This window comes from Streptomyces abyssalis (assembly GCF_001751365.1).
GTDB classification, from domain to species: Bacteria; Actinomycetota; Actinomycetes; order Streptomycetales; family Streptomycetaceae; genus Streptomyces; species Streptomyces abyssalis.
The window spans coordinates 365,017-380,869 of the sequence record NZ_LJGT01000037.1; the positions used below are offsets into that span (position 1 = coordinate 365,017).

13 protein-coding genes are annotated in these 15,853 nt (G+C 71.0%); 11 read left to right on the forward strand and 2 right to left on the reverse strand.

Features of this window, described 5'->3' with window-relative positions; all coding sequences use genetic code 11:
- Positions 1-49: 49 nt before the first annotated feature.
- The 9 genes from AN215_RS04815 to AN215_RS04855 all read left to right on the forward strand — a co-directional run bounded on the left by AN215_RS04815 (position 50) and on the right by AN215_RS04855 (position 11,970).
- Positions 50-919, forward strand: a complete 870-nt coding sequence (locus AN215_RS04815) for an SDR family NAD(P)-dependent oxidoreductase (protein ID WP_079122695.1) — start codon at positions 50-52, stop codon at positions 917-919.
- Between the two features lie 92 nt (positions 920-1,011).
- Positions 1,012-1,743, forward strand: coding sequence for a FadR/GntR family transcriptional regulator (locus tag AN215_RS04820; RefSeq protein ID WP_070010051.1), 732 nt, complete (start codon positions 1,012-1,014; stop codon positions 1,741-1,743).
- Positions 1,744-2,011: 268 nt separating this feature from the next.
- Complete coding sequence (locus AN215_RS04825) at positions 2,012-3,313, forward strand: ABC transporter substrate-binding protein (protein WP_070010050.1); 1,302 nt, start codon at positions 2,012-2,014, stop codon at positions 3,311-3,313.
- Positions 3,310-4,269, forward strand: coding sequence for a carbohydrate ABC transporter permease (locus AN215_RS04830; protein WP_070010049.1), 960 nt, complete (start codon positions 3,310-3,312; stop codon positions 4,267-4,269). Before AN215_RS04825 ends, AN215_RS04830 begins: the two co-directional genes overlap by 4 nt.
- A 13-nt stretch (positions 4,270-4,282) precedes the next feature.
- The gene (locus AN215_RS04835) at positions 4,283-5,095 is read left to right on the forward strand and encodes a carbohydrate ABC transporter permease (RefSeq protein WP_070010048.1); all 813 of its coding nucleotides are present in this window, start codon (positions 4,283-4,285) and stop codon (positions 5,093-5,095) included.
- Positions 5,096-5,108: 13 nt separating this feature from the next.
- On the forward strand, positions 5,109-8,300 hold the full coding sequence (locus AN215_RS04840) for a glycoside hydrolase family 38 N-terminal domain-containing protein (protein WP_070010047.1): 3,192 nt from the start codon (positions 5,109-5,111) through the stop codon (positions 8,298-8,300).
- A 51-nt stretch (positions 8,301-8,351) separates the two neighbouring features.
- Entirely contained in the window at positions 8,352-10,058 is a 1,707-nt protein-coding gene (locus AN215_RS04845) for a class I mannose-6-phosphate isomerase (protein ID WP_070010046.1), read from the forward strand.
- Complete coding sequence (locus AN215_RS04850; protein WP_070010045.1) at positions 10,055-10,906, forward strand: ROK family protein; 852 nt, start codon at positions 10,055-10,057, stop codon at positions 10,904-10,906. The genes AN215_RS04845 and AN215_RS04850 overlap by 4 nt, the downstream gene beginning before the upstream one ends.
- Positions 10,907-10,923: 17 nt before the next feature.
- Positions 10,924-11,970: a LacI family DNA-binding transcriptional regulator gene (locus AN215_RS04855; RefSeq protein ID WP_070010044.1), complete on the forward strand. Its 1,047-nt coding sequence runs from the start codon at positions 10,924-10,926 to the stop codon at positions 11,968-11,970.
- 137 nt (positions 11,971-12,107) lie between these two features.
- On the opposite strand, the gene AN215_RS04860 is transcribed toward AN215_RS04855, so the two are convergent.
- Positions 12,108-13,376, reverse strand: a complete 1,269-nt coding sequence (locus AN215_RS04860) for a PP2C family protein-serine/threonine phosphatase (RefSeq protein ID WP_070010043.1) — start codon at positions 13,374-13,376, stop codon at positions 12,108-12,110.
- Positions 13,373-14,176: an alpha/beta fold hydrolase gene (locus tag AN215_RS04865; protein WP_070010042.1), complete on the reverse strand. Its 804-nt coding sequence runs from the start codon at positions 14,174-14,176 to the stop codon at positions 13,373-13,375. The genes AN215_RS04860 and AN215_RS04865 overlap by 4 nt, the downstream gene beginning before the upstream one ends.
- 119 nt (positions 14,177-14,295) lie before the next feature.
- Between AN215_RS04865 and AN215_RS04870 the strand changes: the two genes are divergently transcribed.
- Together AN215_RS04870 and AN215_RS04875 are read left to right on the forward strand one after the other, a co-directional pair.
- The gene (locus AN215_RS04870; RefSeq protein ID WP_070010041.1) at positions 14,296-14,922 is read left to right on the forward strand and encodes a MarR family winged helix-turn-helix transcriptional regulator; all 627 of its coding nucleotides are present in this window, start codon (positions 14,296-14,298) and stop codon (positions 14,920-14,922) included.
- Complete coding sequence (locus AN215_RS04875) at positions 14,922-15,842, forward strand: EamA family transporter (protein ID WP_070010040.1); 921 nt, start codon at positions 14,922-14,924, stop codon at positions 15,840-15,842. The genes AN215_RS04870 and AN215_RS04875 overlap by 1 nt, the downstream gene beginning before the upstream one ends.
- The last annotated feature ends 11 nt before the right edge of the window (positions 15,843-15,853 follow it).

Consider the following 15,853-nt stretch of genomic DNA (forward strand, 5'->3'; position numbering starts at 1 on the left):
CCGGTCAACCCTCCGGGCGACGGTCCGTACCGGAGGAGGGGGCAGCGCCATGACAGGTCCGACGAAGGGGCCGGCGAACGAGTCCGCGCCCGGGTCCGAGGCCGGGTCGACGGGCGGGCCGGGGGCCGGCGCCGGGGCCCGGGCGGACGCGGGGACCGAGTCCGGTGGCGCCGGCCGCTTCCGTGGCCGTACCGCCGTCGTCACCGGCGCCGCCACCGGTATCGGCGCCGCCACCGCTCGCCGCCTGGCCGCCGAGGGCGCCGCCGTCGTGGTCGCGGACGTCGACGAGGCGCGGGGCGTACGGGTCGCGAGGGAGATCCGCGAAGGCGGCGGCGACGCGGTCTTCGTACGGGCCGACGTGGCGTCGCAGGAGGCGTGGGTGCGCATCCTCGAGTCCGCCCGCGCCTACGGGCCCGTCGGTGTCCTGGTCAGCAACGCCGTGAGGGTGGAGGTCGCTCCCGCGCACGAGACGTCGCCCGAATCGTGGAACCGCCAGATCTCCGTGGGGCTCACCGCCGCCTTCCTCGGCGTACGCGCCTGCCTCGAAGACCTGCGCGCCGAACGCGGAGCCGTCGTCCTCGTGTCCTCCGTTCACGCGCACCGCGGAATCCCCGGCCATCCCGCCTATGCGGCGGCGAAGGGCGGACTGCTCTCCCTCAGCGGCCAGTTGACCGTCGAGTACGGGCCGGAGGTGCGGTTCAACACCGTGCTGCCGGGCCCGGTCCTCACCGGGCTGTGGGACCGCGTGCCGGAGGAGGAGAGGGCGGCCAGCGTCGCGGAGACCGCCGCCCGCCGGTTCGGTACGCCGGAGGAGGTCGCCTCCGCGGTCGCCTACCTCGCTTCGCCGGAGGCGTCGTACGTCACCGGGGCGAGCCTCCTCGTCGACGGGGGGTGGAGCGTCATGAAGTCCTCGGCGTGAAGTCCCTTTCATGACAGGGGAGTCGGGGCGGGGGAGCGGTGCCCCGAGCGGAGGATTGGGGGACGGCACAACGGAGAGAGAAGGTCAGGGGAATGTCCGGTTATGCGCGTCGCGGGGTACACGGCCAGACCGTCGAGACCATCGCGCACCGTGTGCTGAGCGGCCGTATCGGTGAGGGGGACACACTCGACCTGGGGGCGCTTCAGACCGAACTCGGCGTCAGCCTCACCGCGTTGCGCGAGTCGCTGAAGGTGCTCGCCGCCAAGGGCATGGTCGACGCGCGGCAGAAGCGGGGCACGTTCGTGCGGCCGCGTGCCGACTGGCACTTCCTCGATGTGGACGTGCTGCGCTGGCAGTTCGAGTCGGCGGAAGGACCGGCCGCCTCAGCCGGCAATCCGCTGCTGCGGGACCTGGGCGAGGTGCGCGGCATCGTCGAACCGGCGGCGGTGCGGCTCGCCGCGGAGCGCCGCACCGAGCGGGACCTGGCCGTGCTGGACGGCGCGCTGGAGGCGATGGCGCGGGCCTCGGAGGTCGGCGAGGAGGCCGTCGACGCCGACCTCGCCTTCCACCGGGCCCTGCTCGCGGCATCGCACAACGAGATGCTGGAACGCATGGAGATGGTCATCGCGACGGGTCTCGCCCACCGCGACCGGCTCGTCCACGCCTCCGGCCACCGTCCGCAGAATCCCGTGCCGAGCCATGGCGCGGTGCTCGACGCCGTACGCGCACAGGACCCCGACGCGGCGGAGGCGGCCATGCGGGCCCTCCTGGAGCAGTCGGCCCGCGACCTGGAGGAGATCAGGGGGGCCGAGAGGGCCACCTGAACTCCTCCTGCGTCCACGTCGCTTGGACCGTGCCGCCGGAGCCGATGACTCTCGCGGCAGAAGCCCGGGTGATCTTCGGGCGCTTTCCCGGGGCGATCGGTCCAGGCTCGACATCCTAGGCAACGTCTCCGCTTCCGGGTTCGCCGGCCACCGCAGTCCGCGTTCCAAGCACCGGAAGCTGTCACGCCCATTGACATCCGGGAGGTGACCGGAGTTGGCTACGCGCCAGCATGTTAACGATAACACCCGCACGTGAGGGGCCGGTCCCATGCATGGACGCCGTCACAGCACCACCTCGAATCCCGCCCTGAACCGCCGGGCTCTCCTCGCGGCCGCCGGTGCCGCCGCCCTCACCACCGCTTGCGGAACTGCCGCGGGCCGGCCTCCGGGTGAGGTGGCCCTGCACGGCGACAACGCGTCGTGGGACAAACCGATCGCTGCCGCGGGCCGCCGGATGAGGACGGTCGCGGGCATCGAACTGGTCCCGCTGGTCATACCGTCGGTCGAGTCGTTCGAGCAGATCGTCAAGTCCTCGCTGCGCACCAGCAAGACGCCGGACATGCTCAAGTACTGGTCCGGGTACCGGCTTCAGGATCTGGCCCGTACCGGCGGGATCATCGAGATGACCGGCCAGTGGAAGAGGGCCGCCGCACGCGGCTGGGTCGATCCGAAGCTGCGCAGTGCCTTCACCTACAAGGGCCGTGTATGGGCCCTGCCGATGAACCTGACCTACTGGGTCTTCTTCTACAACACCGAGGTCTTCGCCCAGCACGACCTCGAGGCCCCGAAGACCTGGGACGACTTTCTCGCGGCCTGCAAGCGCCTCAAGAGCGCCGGGATCACACCGCTGCACGCCACCACCGACGGTCGCTGGCCGGCCTTCATCTGGTTCATGGAGGTACTCACTCGCCAGGACCCGCGTTTCTACCAGGACTTGATGAACGGGCGGGGCAGCTACAACGACCCGCGGGCGGCGCGAGCCATGCGCACCATCGTCTCGTTCTTCGACAACGACTGGTTCACGCCCATGGACATGAGCCACGACGACGCTGCCGCCGCCGTGGTGCACGGCAAGTTGGGGATGATGCCGGGCGGCACCTTCCTCACGCCCAACCTGCAGGCGGCGGGCGGCAAACCGGGTGCCGATGTGGACGCGTTCGTACTGCCCATGGCCGATCCCCGGGCACGGCCCAGCATGATCTTCGAGTCGAGCGCGCTGGTGTGCACGAGCAAGGGTCCCGACCGCGAGGAGGCCGTCAAGGCGGCAGGGCAGTGGTTGCACCCGCAGGTGTCGGAGGCGTTCACGCACACCCTGCAGGACGGATGCCCCAACCCCTTGGTGAAACCGGCCAATCCGATGGTCGAGGGCATCGCCCGCACTGTGCGGGAGAAGCGGCTGTGGATGCTCAACCGCTTCTGGGAGCAGGGCCCGCCGGAACTGGTGGAGTCGACCGTCGACGACTTGGCGGGCTTCCTGCTCGACCCGTCCTCCTACCGGCAGGTGCTCAGGAGGATGCAGGAACGTGCTGACGAGGCGTGGCGGGTGTGGAGGGAGGCGGAGAAGGTATGAGCGAGACGCTGAGCACCACCGGGCCGCTGCGGGTCAGGCGGCGGATTCCCACCCGGACGCCCGGGCGGGCCTCCGGCGGCGCGGCGGCGCGGGGCAGGCTGGGCAGCCCTGCCGGGTCGCTGGTGTGGGCCGCCCCGGCGCTGGCCTTCGTCGGGATCCTGCTGGTCTATCCGTTCTTCCGGAGCGTCTACGGCAGCCTGTTCGCGGACAACGGCTTCACCAGTGAGTTCGTGGGTCTGGACAACTACGTCCGCCTGGCGGAGGACCCCATCCTGGGTCGTTCGCTGATCAACACCGTGATGTGGGTGGCGGGGACGCTGCTGCTTCCCGTGGCTGCCGGGTTGCTGATCGCGGTCGCCACGCACCGGATGCGTCTGGGCAGTCTGGCGACGCTGGTGATCGTCCTGCCGTACGCGATCTCCGGGGCCTCGACGGCCGTGCTGTGGAAGTTCATGCTGACCTCGGACGGCGCCGTCAACCAGGTACTCGGCGCGGTCGGTCTGGACTCGCTGGCGCAGCCCTGGCTGCTGGAGTGGCCGCAGAACACGCTGTCGCTGATCGTCGCCGGCACCTGGCAGGCGACGGGCATCAACGTGGTCCTCTTCACCATCGGACTGCGTGCCATCCCCCGCGACATCGTCGAGGCCGCACACCTGGACGGCGTGAGCGGCTGGAGCATGTTCCGGCACATCACGCTGCCGCAGTTGCGGGCCATGACCGTGGTGGTCGTCGGCATGGCGATCGTCAACTCGCTGAAGGCGTTCGACCTGATCTGGGTGCTTACGCAGGGCGGGCCCTCGCGCTCCTCGGAGACGCTTGCGCTGACGATGTACCGCGAGGCCTTCCGGCTCTTCCACGTCGGCTACGGCTCGGCCGTGGCCCTGGTTCTGTCCGTCATCGTCGTCGCCGCGTCCTGGCTGTATCTGCGCCGCCAGATGCCCGGCGCCCGGGACTGAGGAGGCACGGACGATGGGACGTGCGCTGCGCAACATCTTCGTCGCCGGATGCGTGCTGCTCTGGCTGATCCCGCTCTATCTGCTGATCGTCAACGCCCTTACCCCTGCGGGTGGTTACACCGGTACACCGGACTGGGCACCGCGCGGGTTCGCGATCCTCGACAACCTGCACATCGCGTGGAGCGAGGCGGGCATCGGGCAGAGCTTCCTGGTCTCGCTGCTGTACTCGGTGGTGTGCGGGGCGGTGGCCGTGCTGGTCGCCGCGATGGCCGCATTCGCCGTCGTGGTACTGCCGGTTCCCAGGCCCGCCTTCTGGTTCTGGCTGATCTACTCCGGGACGCTCTTCCCGTTGCAGATGTTCCTCGCCCCCCTGTTCGGACTGTACGCGGACGCCGACCTCTACGACACACGGCTCGGCCTGATGCTGGTGTACGTGGCGTGGGCGGCGCCTTTTGCGTTCTTCCTCATCCGCAACCAGATGACGACCATGCCGCCGGAGATCACAGAGGCGGCGATGCTGGACGGCGCATCCTTCCGGCGGATCTTCTGGCGCATCCACGTGCCGCTGATGAGCTCCGGTCTGGGGGCGGCGTTCATCTTCCAGTTCGCCGCCGTCTGGAACGACCTGCTGCTGGGCATCACGCTCAGCCGCAGCCCCGAGGTGCAGCCGGTGATGGCGGCGCTGATGACGCTCAACTCCGCGTACAGCTCCTCCGGTCCGCCCGTGATCCTCGCCGGGGCGTTGATCGTCTCGGTGCCCACCCTGCTCGTCTTCCTCCTCTTCCGCGGTCTCTTCCTCCGCGGAGTCACCGCCATCGCCCGATGAAAGCGAGTGCCGCATGACGACCCGTGCCCTCGTACGGACAAACGACTGGGACCACGAGAGGATCCACGACAGCCTGCGCGCGTCCGTCGTCTCGGCGGAAGGGCGGCTGGGCGGCGGCAGGCTGCGGCTGGTCCAGGAGCCGCTGCTGCGCCGCGCCTCCGGCGGCGGACTGCTGCAGTCGCTGCGCGTGGAGCCGGCAGCCGGCCACGCCGTTCCGGATGAGCTGGACGTACGCACGGACTCCGGTGCGGGCCTGCCCGTCGAACGGCAGCCGGGCCCAGCGGGTTCGGTACGGCTGCTCGTGCCGGCCGTCGACTCGGCTCAGGACGTCGCCGTCTCGCTGCCGGGCCGGGACGAGGAGAGCATCGCGGTGACGCTGACGCCGCAGCGGCGGTGGACGGTCCATCTCGTCCACCACTCGCATCTCGACATCGGCTACACCGATCCGCAGGGCCGGGTGCTGGCCGAGCATCTGTCCTATCTGGACTCGTGTCTGGAGCTGACGCGGGCGACGGACGACTGGCCCGCCGACTCTCAGTTCCGCTGGTGTGTGGAGTCGCTGTGGTCCTTCCAGCAGTGGGCCGCGGCCCGGCCGGCGGAGCAGGTGGCGGAGTTCGTACGCCGGGTACGGCAGGGACGCATCGAACTGACCGCGATGCCGTTCAACCTGCACACCGAGACCTGCTCCACAGACGAACTCCACGAACTGCTGCGCTCCGCACGGCAGGTGAGCGACGAGCACGGTCTCACCCTCCCCTCCGCGATGCAGACCGACGTACCTGGCTCGGTCGTGGGGCTGGTGGATGCGCTCGCCTCGGCAGGCGTGAAGTACCTCTCGGTGGCGCATAATTGGGCGGGCCGCTCCGTGCCGCACCTCGTCGGCGGGGACAAGCTGCCCCGGCTGTTCCGCTGGGCGGCCCCCAGCGGCAACAGCCTGCTGGTGTGGGTGACGGACACCCCGCACGGGCTGGCCTACATGGAGGGCCCGCTGCTCGGCTTCGACACCGACTACGGTCGCGTCGACGATCTGCTGCCCGCCTATCTGACGGCGCTGGCGACCCGCCCCTATCCGTACCCGGGCAGCGTCTTCGGCTGGAGCATGGACCAGGAGCAAACCGAACGTGAGCCGTACCCGTGGGACGTGCTGCACCTGCGTGTACAGGGCAAGTTCGGGGACAACGCGCCGCCGCGCCGGATCATCGCCGACACCGTGCGCCGCTGGAACGAGACGTGGGCCTACCCGCAGTTGCGTCTCTCCCGTAACGAGGATTTCTTCACCGACGCGGAGGCGCGCCTCGGCGACAAGATCCGTACCTTCGAGGGCGACTGGACGGACTGGTGGGTCGACGGCGTCGGTTCGGGTGCGCATCCGCTCTCGATGGCGCGCACTGCCCAGTCCGCCGTCGCCGACGCCCAGACCCTCGGCACCTTCGCCGGAATAGTCGGCGCTGACGGCGCAGTTGAGGAGACAGCCGGAGCGGCCGGAGTCTACGAGGCCGTCTCTCTCTTCGACGAACACACCTGGGGAGCGGCCGACCCCTGGACCCACGGCCACGAGCACACGCACTCAGGCGAGCAGCAGTGGCACTGGAAGTACGGGCAGGCGCTGCGCGCCCACGACGACTCCCGGTCCTTGCTGGACCGCGCCGCCGCGCGCCTCGGGCAGCGGCTGGCCGCCGCGGAGGGAGCGGACGCTTCGTACCACGTGATCAACACCTGCTCGTGGCCGCGTACGGAGATCGCGGAGATCTGGCTGCCGGAGAGCAGCATCGGTCTGGGCGCGTCCGTGTCCGTACACGACGCCCGCACGGGCGAACCTCTCGACCACGAGGAACGCGCCCAGGTCAACCCCGAACACCGCGACGCGGGACGCTTCCTGCGCGTGCGCGTGGAGGACGTACCGCCGGCGGGCTCGGTACGCCTGGACATCTTCGCCGGGCCCGAGCCGGCGGAGAGTCCGCGTGCCGCTCCCCCGTGGAATCCGACCGGCGGTCCCGAGAAGCACGACCCCGGCGAGAGCGCGGCGCGGGCGCAGGCACACACGGACCCCGCGCTGCTGGAGAACGAACACCTCGCGGTGCGGGTCGACCTCGCCCACGCGTGCGTCTCGTCCGTCGTCGACAAGGCGACCGGCCGGGAACTGGTTCGCACGGACGCGACCGTCGGGTTCAACGCCTACATCCACGACAGCTACACCACGGCCGGAGGCTTCAACCACAACTCCAGCCGCACCACGGCCTCCGACCGGCTGGAGCACCTGGGCACGCGCGTGGTCGCGCCTCCCGCTGCGCTGATCGCCCGTACGTCCACCACCACTTCGGAGTCCGTCACGTACGAGACCCGGCCCGGCGGCGCGAAGCGGGTGCGCACCACCTTGACGCTGCCGCGCGGCATCGCCCGGCTCGACATCGACAACCGCGTCGACAAGGACGCCACGCTGGGCAAGGAGAGCGCGTACTTCGCGTTCCCCTTCGCCTTCGACGATCCCGAGGTGCGGATGGAGGCCTCGGGCGGCGTCACCGGCAGCGGCCTTCCCGTCGTGCCCGGTTCGGCTCTCCACATGCGGGCCGTGCGCCGCTGGATCACGCTCGCCGAAGGCGACTTCACCGTCGCGTGGGCCACGCAGGACGCGCCGCTGGTGCAGTTCGGGAACATCGCCCTGCCGTACGCGCCGTTCCCCCGCACACTGGAACACGACGAGCCGGCCACCGTCTTCTCGTGGATACACAACAACCTCTGGGACACCAACTTCCCCAGCACGCAAGGCTTCGACTTCAGCTTCCGCTACAGCCTCGCCTGCGCGTCCAGGCAGGCGGCGACCGGCCTCGGGCCGCGCACGGCTGCGGCCGGGAGCCGTCCGCTGCACGCCGTGCGGGCACGGGGCGGGCCCGGCGGCGGGGGCGGTGAGGCCGGGGATGCCCGCTCGCTGATGAGCGACTCCCTCGCCTTCGCCGAACTCGGCGACGCGCGGGTGCGTCTCGTCGGCGCGACGACTCCAGGCCCCGGCAAGGCCGTACTGCTGCGGCTGCAGTCCTTCGCCGAGGAACCCCTGACGTGCCCGGTACGGGCGCTCTTTCCCGTGACGGCCGCGCACCGCGCCGACTACCTCGGCCGCGCGGTGAGCCCGCTCCAGCTCGCCGACGGTACGACGCGCGTGGACATCCCACCGCTGAGCACGGCGGCGGTGCTTTTCGAACGTCCGTGACGCGGCCCGGCCCCACAGCCGCACCCCGCTTCCGTCCCCGAAGGAGAACCTGTGTACCGGCTCGACCCGCGATACGCCCCTGCGCCGCAGGCCCGCCTCGTCACCGGCTGGCAGGCCGTGTCCGCGGAACTGCCGCAGGAACCGGCGGTCGTGGCGGTGGACGGGCCGCCGGCCACGGACTGGGACACCCTGCGGAGCCGCCTGGCGAAAGACCTCTCCTCCAGCGGCACTGCGGTGGAGGTGCTCGACGTGCGCGACCACTACGCACCGGCGGAGGTCGTCGTGCGGCGCACCGTGCGGCCCGAGGACGCCGGTGACCCCTACTACTGCAAGCTCGCGGACAACTCTGTGGAGCACCTCTTCGGCACCGTCCCGGAGCCGGCGCCGCCGCGGGAGGGACTGCTGCTGATCTGCGGCCCGGGCGCAGCCGTGCTCGCACACGATGTGCTGTGGTACGCGGACGTACCCAAGCGCCACGCGGAGGCCGCTGTCGCGGCCGGCACCGGATCCAATCTCGGACTGCCGGGCCTGCGCGGCGAGTTGCGCCGGCTGTTCTACGTCGACTGGCCCATGCTCGACCGGCACCGGGACGCCCTGGCACCCCGCGTCGATGCCTGGCTCGACGTGCAGGAGCCCCAACACCCCGTCCTCATCGACGGGGACGGGCTTCGCGCCACTCTGGCGGCGCTGGCCCGGCGTCCCGTGCGCACCCGGCCGTACTTCAACTCCACACCGTGGGGCGGGCATTGGGCGCAGCACAGGCTTGGCTTCAACCCCGACGCGCGCAACACCGCCCTGGGCTACGAACTGATCGCCCCGGAATCCGGTGTCCTCATCGGCGAGGGCCCCGGGGCACAGGCCGAAGTCCCCTTCCAACTGCTCTGCGTGCTGCATCCGCTGGAGATGCTGGGCTCCGGGGTGCACGCCCGCTACGGCACCTCGTTCCCCATCCGCTTCGACTACCTGGACACCGTCGGAGGCGGAAACCTCTCGCTGCACTGCCACCCCAGGGAGCGGTACATGCGGGAGCGCTTCGGGTGGCACTACACGCAGCACGAGACGTACTACATGACCGTCGGCGGCCCCGGCACCCGTGTCTTCCTCGGCCTGCGGGAGGACGCCGACGTCGCGCTGTTCCGCAAGGAGGTCGAGGAGGCGGTCTCCGAGGGCACGCCGATGCGTCCGGAGGATCATGTGCTGACCTTCCCCGCCGAACAGGGAAGGCTCTTCATGATCCCCGCCGGCACGCCGCACGCGAGCGGCGCCGGCAATCTCGTACTCGAGATCAGCGCCACCCCGTACCTCTACAGCCTCCGCTTCTACGACTGGCTGCGTCCGGACGCCGACGGCAACCCACGCCCCCTTCCCTACGAGCACGGCCTGGCCAACCTCGACACCTGGCGCCGCGGCGAGGACGTCGCCCGCGACCTGGTGCCGCGGCCGCGCACCCTGCGTACAGGCGACGGCTGGCGGGAGGAAGTCGTCGGCGCGCTGGAGGAGATGTTCTACGAGGTGCGGCGTCTGGTCCTCGACGGCACCGCTGCCGCCGAGGACGACACCGACGGCCGCTTCCATGTGCTGAACGTCGTCGAGGGCCAAGGCGTGACGGTGGAGACCGCCAACGGCCACCGGCACCCGCTCGCCCACGCGGAGACCCTCACCGTGCCCGCGGCGGTCGGACCGTACCGGCTGCGCCCGGCCGGCGGCGGACCAGCCAAGGTCGTCAAGGCGCTCGTACGGCCGGAGGACGCGCCGTGAGAGCCGTACTCGAGATCGGCGGAACGCATGTCACGGCCGCGTTGGCCGACCCCGGGAGTGCCGAGGTCACCGCACACGTCAGCCGGCGACTCGATGCGCAAGGCAGCGAGGAGGACATCCTCGGCAGCGTCATCTCATGCGCCGCCGGGCTGCCCGCGCCGCCCGGCGCCGTGTGGGGCGTGGCCGTGCCCGGTCCCTTCGACTACGCCCGGGGCATCGGACTCTTCGAGGGCGTCGGCAAGTTCGACAGCCTGCGCGGCGTCGACGTACGCGCGGCGCTGCTGGACGGACTCTCCGGCCGTCCTGCCGGCATGGTCTTCCTCAATGACGCGCACGCTTTCCTGCTCGGGGAGTGGCACGCGGGAGCGGCACAGGGCCACGGGCGCTGTGCCGGGATCACACTCGGCACGGGCGTGGGTTCTGCGTTCCTCGCGGACGGCTCCCCGCAGACGGGCGGGCCGGCCGTGCCGCCCCAAGGCCGCGCCGATCTGCTGCAGTCGGGCGGACGGCCGCTGGAGGAGACGGTCTCCCGCCGTGCCATCCGCGAACGTTACGGCGAAGCATCGCTCGACGTCGACGGCATCGCCTCCCGGGCCCGCTCCGGCGAGGACCGCGCCCGCACCGTCCTCGACGAGGCGTTCACCGCTCTGGGAGACGTGCTGGCACCGTATCTGACCTCGTTCGGTGCCTCGGTGCTCGTCGTCGGCGGCTCGATGACGGGCTCCTGGGACCTGATCGGCCCCGCACTCCGGGCCGGACTGGGGGATACTCCGGTCACGGTGAGGGCAAGCCGTCTCACCGGCGACGCCGCGCTCATCGGCGCGGCCCACGCGGCGGTTGCGACGTGAAAGGGGGCTGGGCAGGGATGGCGGACGCGCGGGCGGCCAACGGCGGGAAACCCACGCTGCGGGACGTCGCCGAACTGGCGGGCGTCAGCTCCATGACGGCTTCGCGTGTTCTGCGCGGCGACCCGCGTGCGACGGCGGCGACGCGGAAGCGCGTACAGGCGGCGGCCGACGAACTGGGCTACATGCCCAACCACATGGCCCGCAGTCTCCGCCTCGGCGAGGGCACGGGCCTCATCGGTCTCCTCGTCACCAACCTCGCCAACCCCTTCTACTCGCAGCTCGCACTCGGCGTCGACTCGGTGCTGGCCCCGCACGGGCTGAAGACCGTCATCGCCAACACCAAGCAGGACCCGGTCACCGAGCGCGAACTCGTCGCCGACCTCGTGGCGCGGCGCGTCGACGGCGTCGTGGCCGTGCCCGCCTCGACCGACCAGCGCCACCTGGCGGCTGCGGCGGAGGGCGGTGTGCCCGTTGTCCTGGCCAGTCGTCCGCCGGAGGGGTTCGAGGCCGACTGCGTCCTCGTGGACGACTTCGGCGGAGCACGCCGTGCCACCGAGGACCTGCTCGCCCAGGGCCACCGCACGATCGGCTTCGTGGGCTCACCTCAGACCGTCTACACCGGAACGCAGCGTCTCAAGGGCTTCACCGACGCGCTCGAGGCCGCGGGGCTTCCCGTCGACGACCGCTACGTACGGCAGGGGCAGAAGACCACCGGTGAGGCGACGCTCGCCGCGCGGGAACTCCTCGCGCTGCCCGATCCCCCTACCGCCTTGTTCTGCTCGAACAACCGCAACACCATCGGTGCCTACCACGCCGTCCGCGCCGCGGGCCGATCCACCGCCCTCACCGGGTTCGACGACTTCGAACTCGCCGACGCCCTGGGGCTTCCGCTCACCGTCGTCGCGTACGACACCGACCAACTCGGCCGCCGCGCCGCCGAGTTGCTGGTATCCCGGATACGGCCCACCGGCCAGCCGTCGCCGGGGGAGCCCCGCCCGCCCCGCAGGATCACTGTCCCCACCTCGCTCATCACCTACAACCCGGCCGGCAGACAGGCTCTCTGACCGCGGTAGGCGTAGCGGCAGGGACGAACGGCGCAGCGCTCCGGCTGGAAACAGAGCGTGCGCGATCCGCCGTGCAGCGCACGCTGACAGAGGACGGAGCCGTTGTGCGCCTCAGCCGCCGTGCCGCGGCGGCCCGGTCACTCCCCCTCGTCCTGCGGAGGAACTCCCAGAGCCAGCACCGCCGCGTCGTCGACCAGGCCCTCGCCGAAGGCGTTCAGCAGCTCGGTCATGGCCCCGACGGTGGCCTCGGCGGAGCAGGGGGCCAGCACGTCGGCGTAGCCGAGCAGCGCGTCGTCGCCGTAGCGGTCGCCCGCGTCCGTGGCGGTGTGGGCCTCGGTGAGTCCGTCGGTGTAGAGGAGCAGAGTGTCTCCGGGGCTCAGATGCACGGTCGTGGTGGCGACGTCCGGTTCGCTCAGTACCCCGATCAGCTGGCCGCCCGGGGTGGGGATGTATCCCGCTGATCCGGAGCCGCTCAGCATCAGGGCGTTGGGATGGCCGCCGCTGGCGAGGGTGACGCGGAACCCTCTTCCCTCCTGCTTGAGCACGCCGAAGAGCACCGTGCAGAACCGGGGGTCGTGCTCGTGATCGGCGGTGTTCAGCACGGTGTTGAGGTTGCTGAGCACGGCCACGGGCTCGGGGTTGTAGACCGCGGTCGCCCGTAGCGTGTAGCGGGCCAGCGATGTCAGCACCGCGGCGGGTGCTCCCTTGCCGCACACGTCGCCGATGAACAGTCCCCACGCGTCGGCCGTGAGCGGGAACAGGTCGTAGAAGTCGCCACTGACCTCGTCGGGGGAGGCGATGTGGTAGTGCGCCGTGACCTCCAGCCCCGGAGGGGATGCCAAGGCCGGTGGCACCAGGGTCCGTTGCAGCGTGCTGACCAGGTTCTGGGAATGCTCACGTTCGCGTTCGGCCTTCTCGCGGGAGCGCAGCAGTTCCCTCTCGTACGCACGGCGGTCGCGGGCGTCGTTGACGGTGGTGCGGATCAGCTGCGGCTGCCCGGCGCTGTCCGTCTTGACGGCCGAGGTGACGAGAACCGGGAGGCGGGAGCCGTCGGCCGTCCTCAACTCCAGGGCGATGCCGCTGACTTCATGCTGAAGGTGGACGAGCGGGGCGAAGTGCGTCTCGTGGTAGAGCTTTCCGCCCATCGTCAGAAGATCGGCGAAGTGCATGCGGCCGACGACCTCGTCGTGCGAACGGCCCAGCCAGTGCAGAAGCGTGCGGTTGACCTTGACGATCTTCCCGTCCATCAGGGTGGAGAGGTAACCGCACGGTGCGTTCTCGTAGAGGTCCTCCGGGTTGTCCTCCAGCAGTTCGGCGTGCGGGACATGTCCGGGTGCACCGCCGCCGTCGGGAGTGCGGTGCGCTCGCGGCGGCTCCGCTGCGCCATGTCCTGCCCTGGACATCATCCGTCCCGTGCCGCGAATCCGGAGATGGCCTCGGCGGTGGCCTCCGGGGCGCTCAACTGCGGGCAGTGGCCCACCGCGTCGAGGGTCACCAGCTCACTGCCGGGGATCGACTCGTGCACGAACGCGCCGACCTCACGCGGCGCGATCACGTCCTGGGCGACCTCGATCACCCGCGTGGGCACGGACACGCGACGCAGATCGGCGCGGTTGTCGGAGAGGAAGGTCGCGCGGGCGAACACTCTCGCGACGGCCGGGTCGAGCCGGCAGAAGCTGTTGGTCAGCTCGTCGGTCAGTTCGGGGCGCTCCGGGTTGCCCATCACCACCGGCGCCAACGACTCCGACCAGCCCAGGTAGTTGCTGTCCAGCGATTCCAGCAGCTCGTCGATGTCCTCGGCGCTGAACCCGCCGCGGTAGCCCGCATCGTCGATGTAGCGCGGCGAGGGTGTGAGCAGGATGAGCTTCTCGAACAGCCGGGGCTCCGACGCGGCGGCCAGTACGGCGAAGACGGCACTCACCGAGTGTCCGACGAGTACGAGGGGGCCCAGGGCGAGTTCGTTGCAGATCTCGACGATGTCCTCGGCATAGGAGTCGAGCGAGGCGTACCGCTCGGCGCTCCACGCGGAGAGATCCGACTGTCCCGTCCCCACGTGGTCGAACTGCACGATCTTGAAATCGTCCGCCAGCCTGGGCGTCACGAGCCGCCACATGTTCTGGTCGCAGCCGAAGCCGTTGCACAGCATGATCACAGGCCCGTCCTCCCGGCCGGTGATCACCACGTTGTTCCTGCTCACCACATCCATAACGCCTCCATTGTCCTACTAAGTCCTGTATGGGGCACGGCTCGGCGAGGGGAGCGATCAGCTTGATCGACTTTCGTGCTGGGGTTGATGAACGGTGCGTAGGCACGTATGCATGAGTCATGCATGATGCCAATCGCACGGCCAACCTCCTCGGCGCCACCGCGCTCGCCGTCACCGACCTGACCCTCAGCGGAGCGACCGGCGCCGCCGGCACCAGCGCGAGCGGCGCGGCCGCGCTGGTGGTCCTCGACGCCGCACCCGGTCTGAGCGTCACCGAACTGGGCCGTCGCGTCGGCCTCTCGCAGCCCGCAGCGGCCCGCATGGTCGACTCGCTCGAATCGGGCGGCCTGGTCGAGCGCCGCCAGGGCCCGGGCCGCTGGGTCTCCGTGACCGCCACGCCCGCAGGCGCCCGCACGGCCCGTACCCTGCTCGCCGCCCGCGGCGCCCCGCTGAGCGCGGTCGTGGACGTACTGGACGACGAGGAGCGCGAGACGCTGGACGCTCTCCTCGGCAAACTGCTCCGCCGGCTCCATGGAGAGGTCGGCAACGCGGAGCTGCTGTGCCGCCTCTGCGACCGCGCCGGATGTGTACGGGACGGCGCGGTCTGCCCGGTCGGCCAGGCCGATCGCGACGAGCAGAACGACGAGCAGAAGGACCCGCAGAAGGACCCGCAGAACGACGGGCGGAACGACGGGCAGAACAGGGACGCCGGGCGCGACGAGGGTCCCGGACCGCGCGGCAGCTGATGGGTTCCCTGCTCGCGCTCGGCTCCGCCCTCTTCTACGGCATCGCCGACTTCACCGGCGGCCTGCTCTCGCGCCGCGCCGGCTTCGCCCTGGTGGCGCTCGCCGGACAGGCCGGAGGCCTGCTCCTGACCCTGGTCGCGACTCCGCTGCTGCCGGCCACCGAGCCGTCCGTCTCCGATCTCGCGTGGGGTGCGCTCTCCGGTGTCGGCACCGGGCTCGGCATGGTGTTCCTCTACCGCGGGATGAGCCGCGGTGCGATGAGCGTCGTGGTGCCGGTCAGCGCGGTGGGCGGCCTGGCCCTGCCCGTACTGGCAGGCGTCGTACTCCTCGGGGACCGCCCGTCGGCGCTGTCCTGGCTGGGCGTGGTGACCGCAGTGCCTGCGCTCTGGCTCGTGTCACGCAACGGTCCCGCGCGTTCCGGGTCGCCCGCCGCCACGGGCGCTTCCCTGGACGGACTGACCGCCGGAGCCGGGATCGCCCTGCAGTACGCGGCGCTCGCCCAGGCCAGTCAGGCGTCCGGGATCTGGCCCGTCACCGCCGGGCGCCTCGCCGCGACGGCCGTGATCCTGCCTGTCGCGCTGCGGGCCCTGCGAGGGGTGCGGCACCCCGCGCGCAACCCACGGACGCCCCGTCGGGCGCCGGAACCGCCGGAGCCGCCGGAACCTCGGACGCGTCCGGTGCTGCCGCCGCGCCATGCGGCCGGAGCCGTCGTCACGGGCATGGCGGCGGCGCTCGCCCTCGTGCTCTATCTCCTGGCGACCCGGGAGCAGATCCTCACCGTCGCCGTGGTGCTCTCCTCGCTCTACCCGGCGATCCCCGTGCTCCTCGGGCTCACCGTCCTGCGCGAACGCCCCACCCGGCTGCAGGTCACGGGCCTGACCGGCGCCGCCGCCGCGACCGGGCTGCTCACGGCGGGCTGACGCGCATCCGC

Bases quoted from the DNA above. Each gene is read 5' to 3' on its own strand.
- AN215_RS04815 (WP_079122695.1), top strand. From the start codon at position 50: ATGACAGGTCCGACGAAGGGGCCGGCGAACGAGTCCGCGCCCGGGTCC.
- AN215_RS04820 (WP_070010051.1), top strand. From the start codon at position 1,012: ATGTCCGGTTATGCGCGTCGCGGGGTACACGGCCAGACCGTCGAGACC.
- AN215_RS04825 (WP_070010050.1), top strand. From the start codon at position 2,012: ATGCATGGACGCCGTCACAGCACCACCTCGAATCCCGCCCTGAACCGC.
- AN215_RS04830 (WP_070010049.1), top strand. From the start codon at position 3,310: ATGAGCGAGACGCTGAGCACCACCGGGCCGCTGCGGGTCAGGCGGCGG.
- AN215_RS04835 (WP_070010048.1), top strand. From the start codon at position 4,283: ATGGGACGTGCGCTGCGCAACATCTTCGTCGCCGGATGCGTGCTGCTC.
- AN215_RS04840 (WP_070010047.1), top strand. From the start codon at position 5,109: ATGACGACCCGTGCCCTCGTACGGACAAACGACTGGGACCACGAGAGG.
- AN215_RS04855 (WP_070010044.1), top strand. From the start codon at position 10,924: ATGGCGGACGCGCGGGCGGCCAACGGCGGGAAACCCACGCTGCGGGAC.
- AN215_RS04860 (WP_070010043.1), bottom strand. From the start codon at position 13,376: ATGATGTCCAGGGCAGGACATGGCGCAGCGGAGCCGCCGCGAGCGCAC.
- AN215_RS04865 (WP_070010042.1), bottom strand. From the start codon at position 14,176: ATGGATGTGGTGAGCAGGAACAACGTGGTGATCACCGGCCGGGAGGAC.
- AN215_RS04870 (WP_070010041.1), top strand. From the start codon at position 14,296: ATGCATGATGCCAATCGCACGGCCAACCTCCTCGGCGCCACCGCGCTC.
- AN215_RS04875 (WP_070010040.1), top strand. From the start codon at position 14,922: ATGGGTTCCCTGCTCGCGCTCGGCTCCGCCCTCTTCTACGGCATCGCC.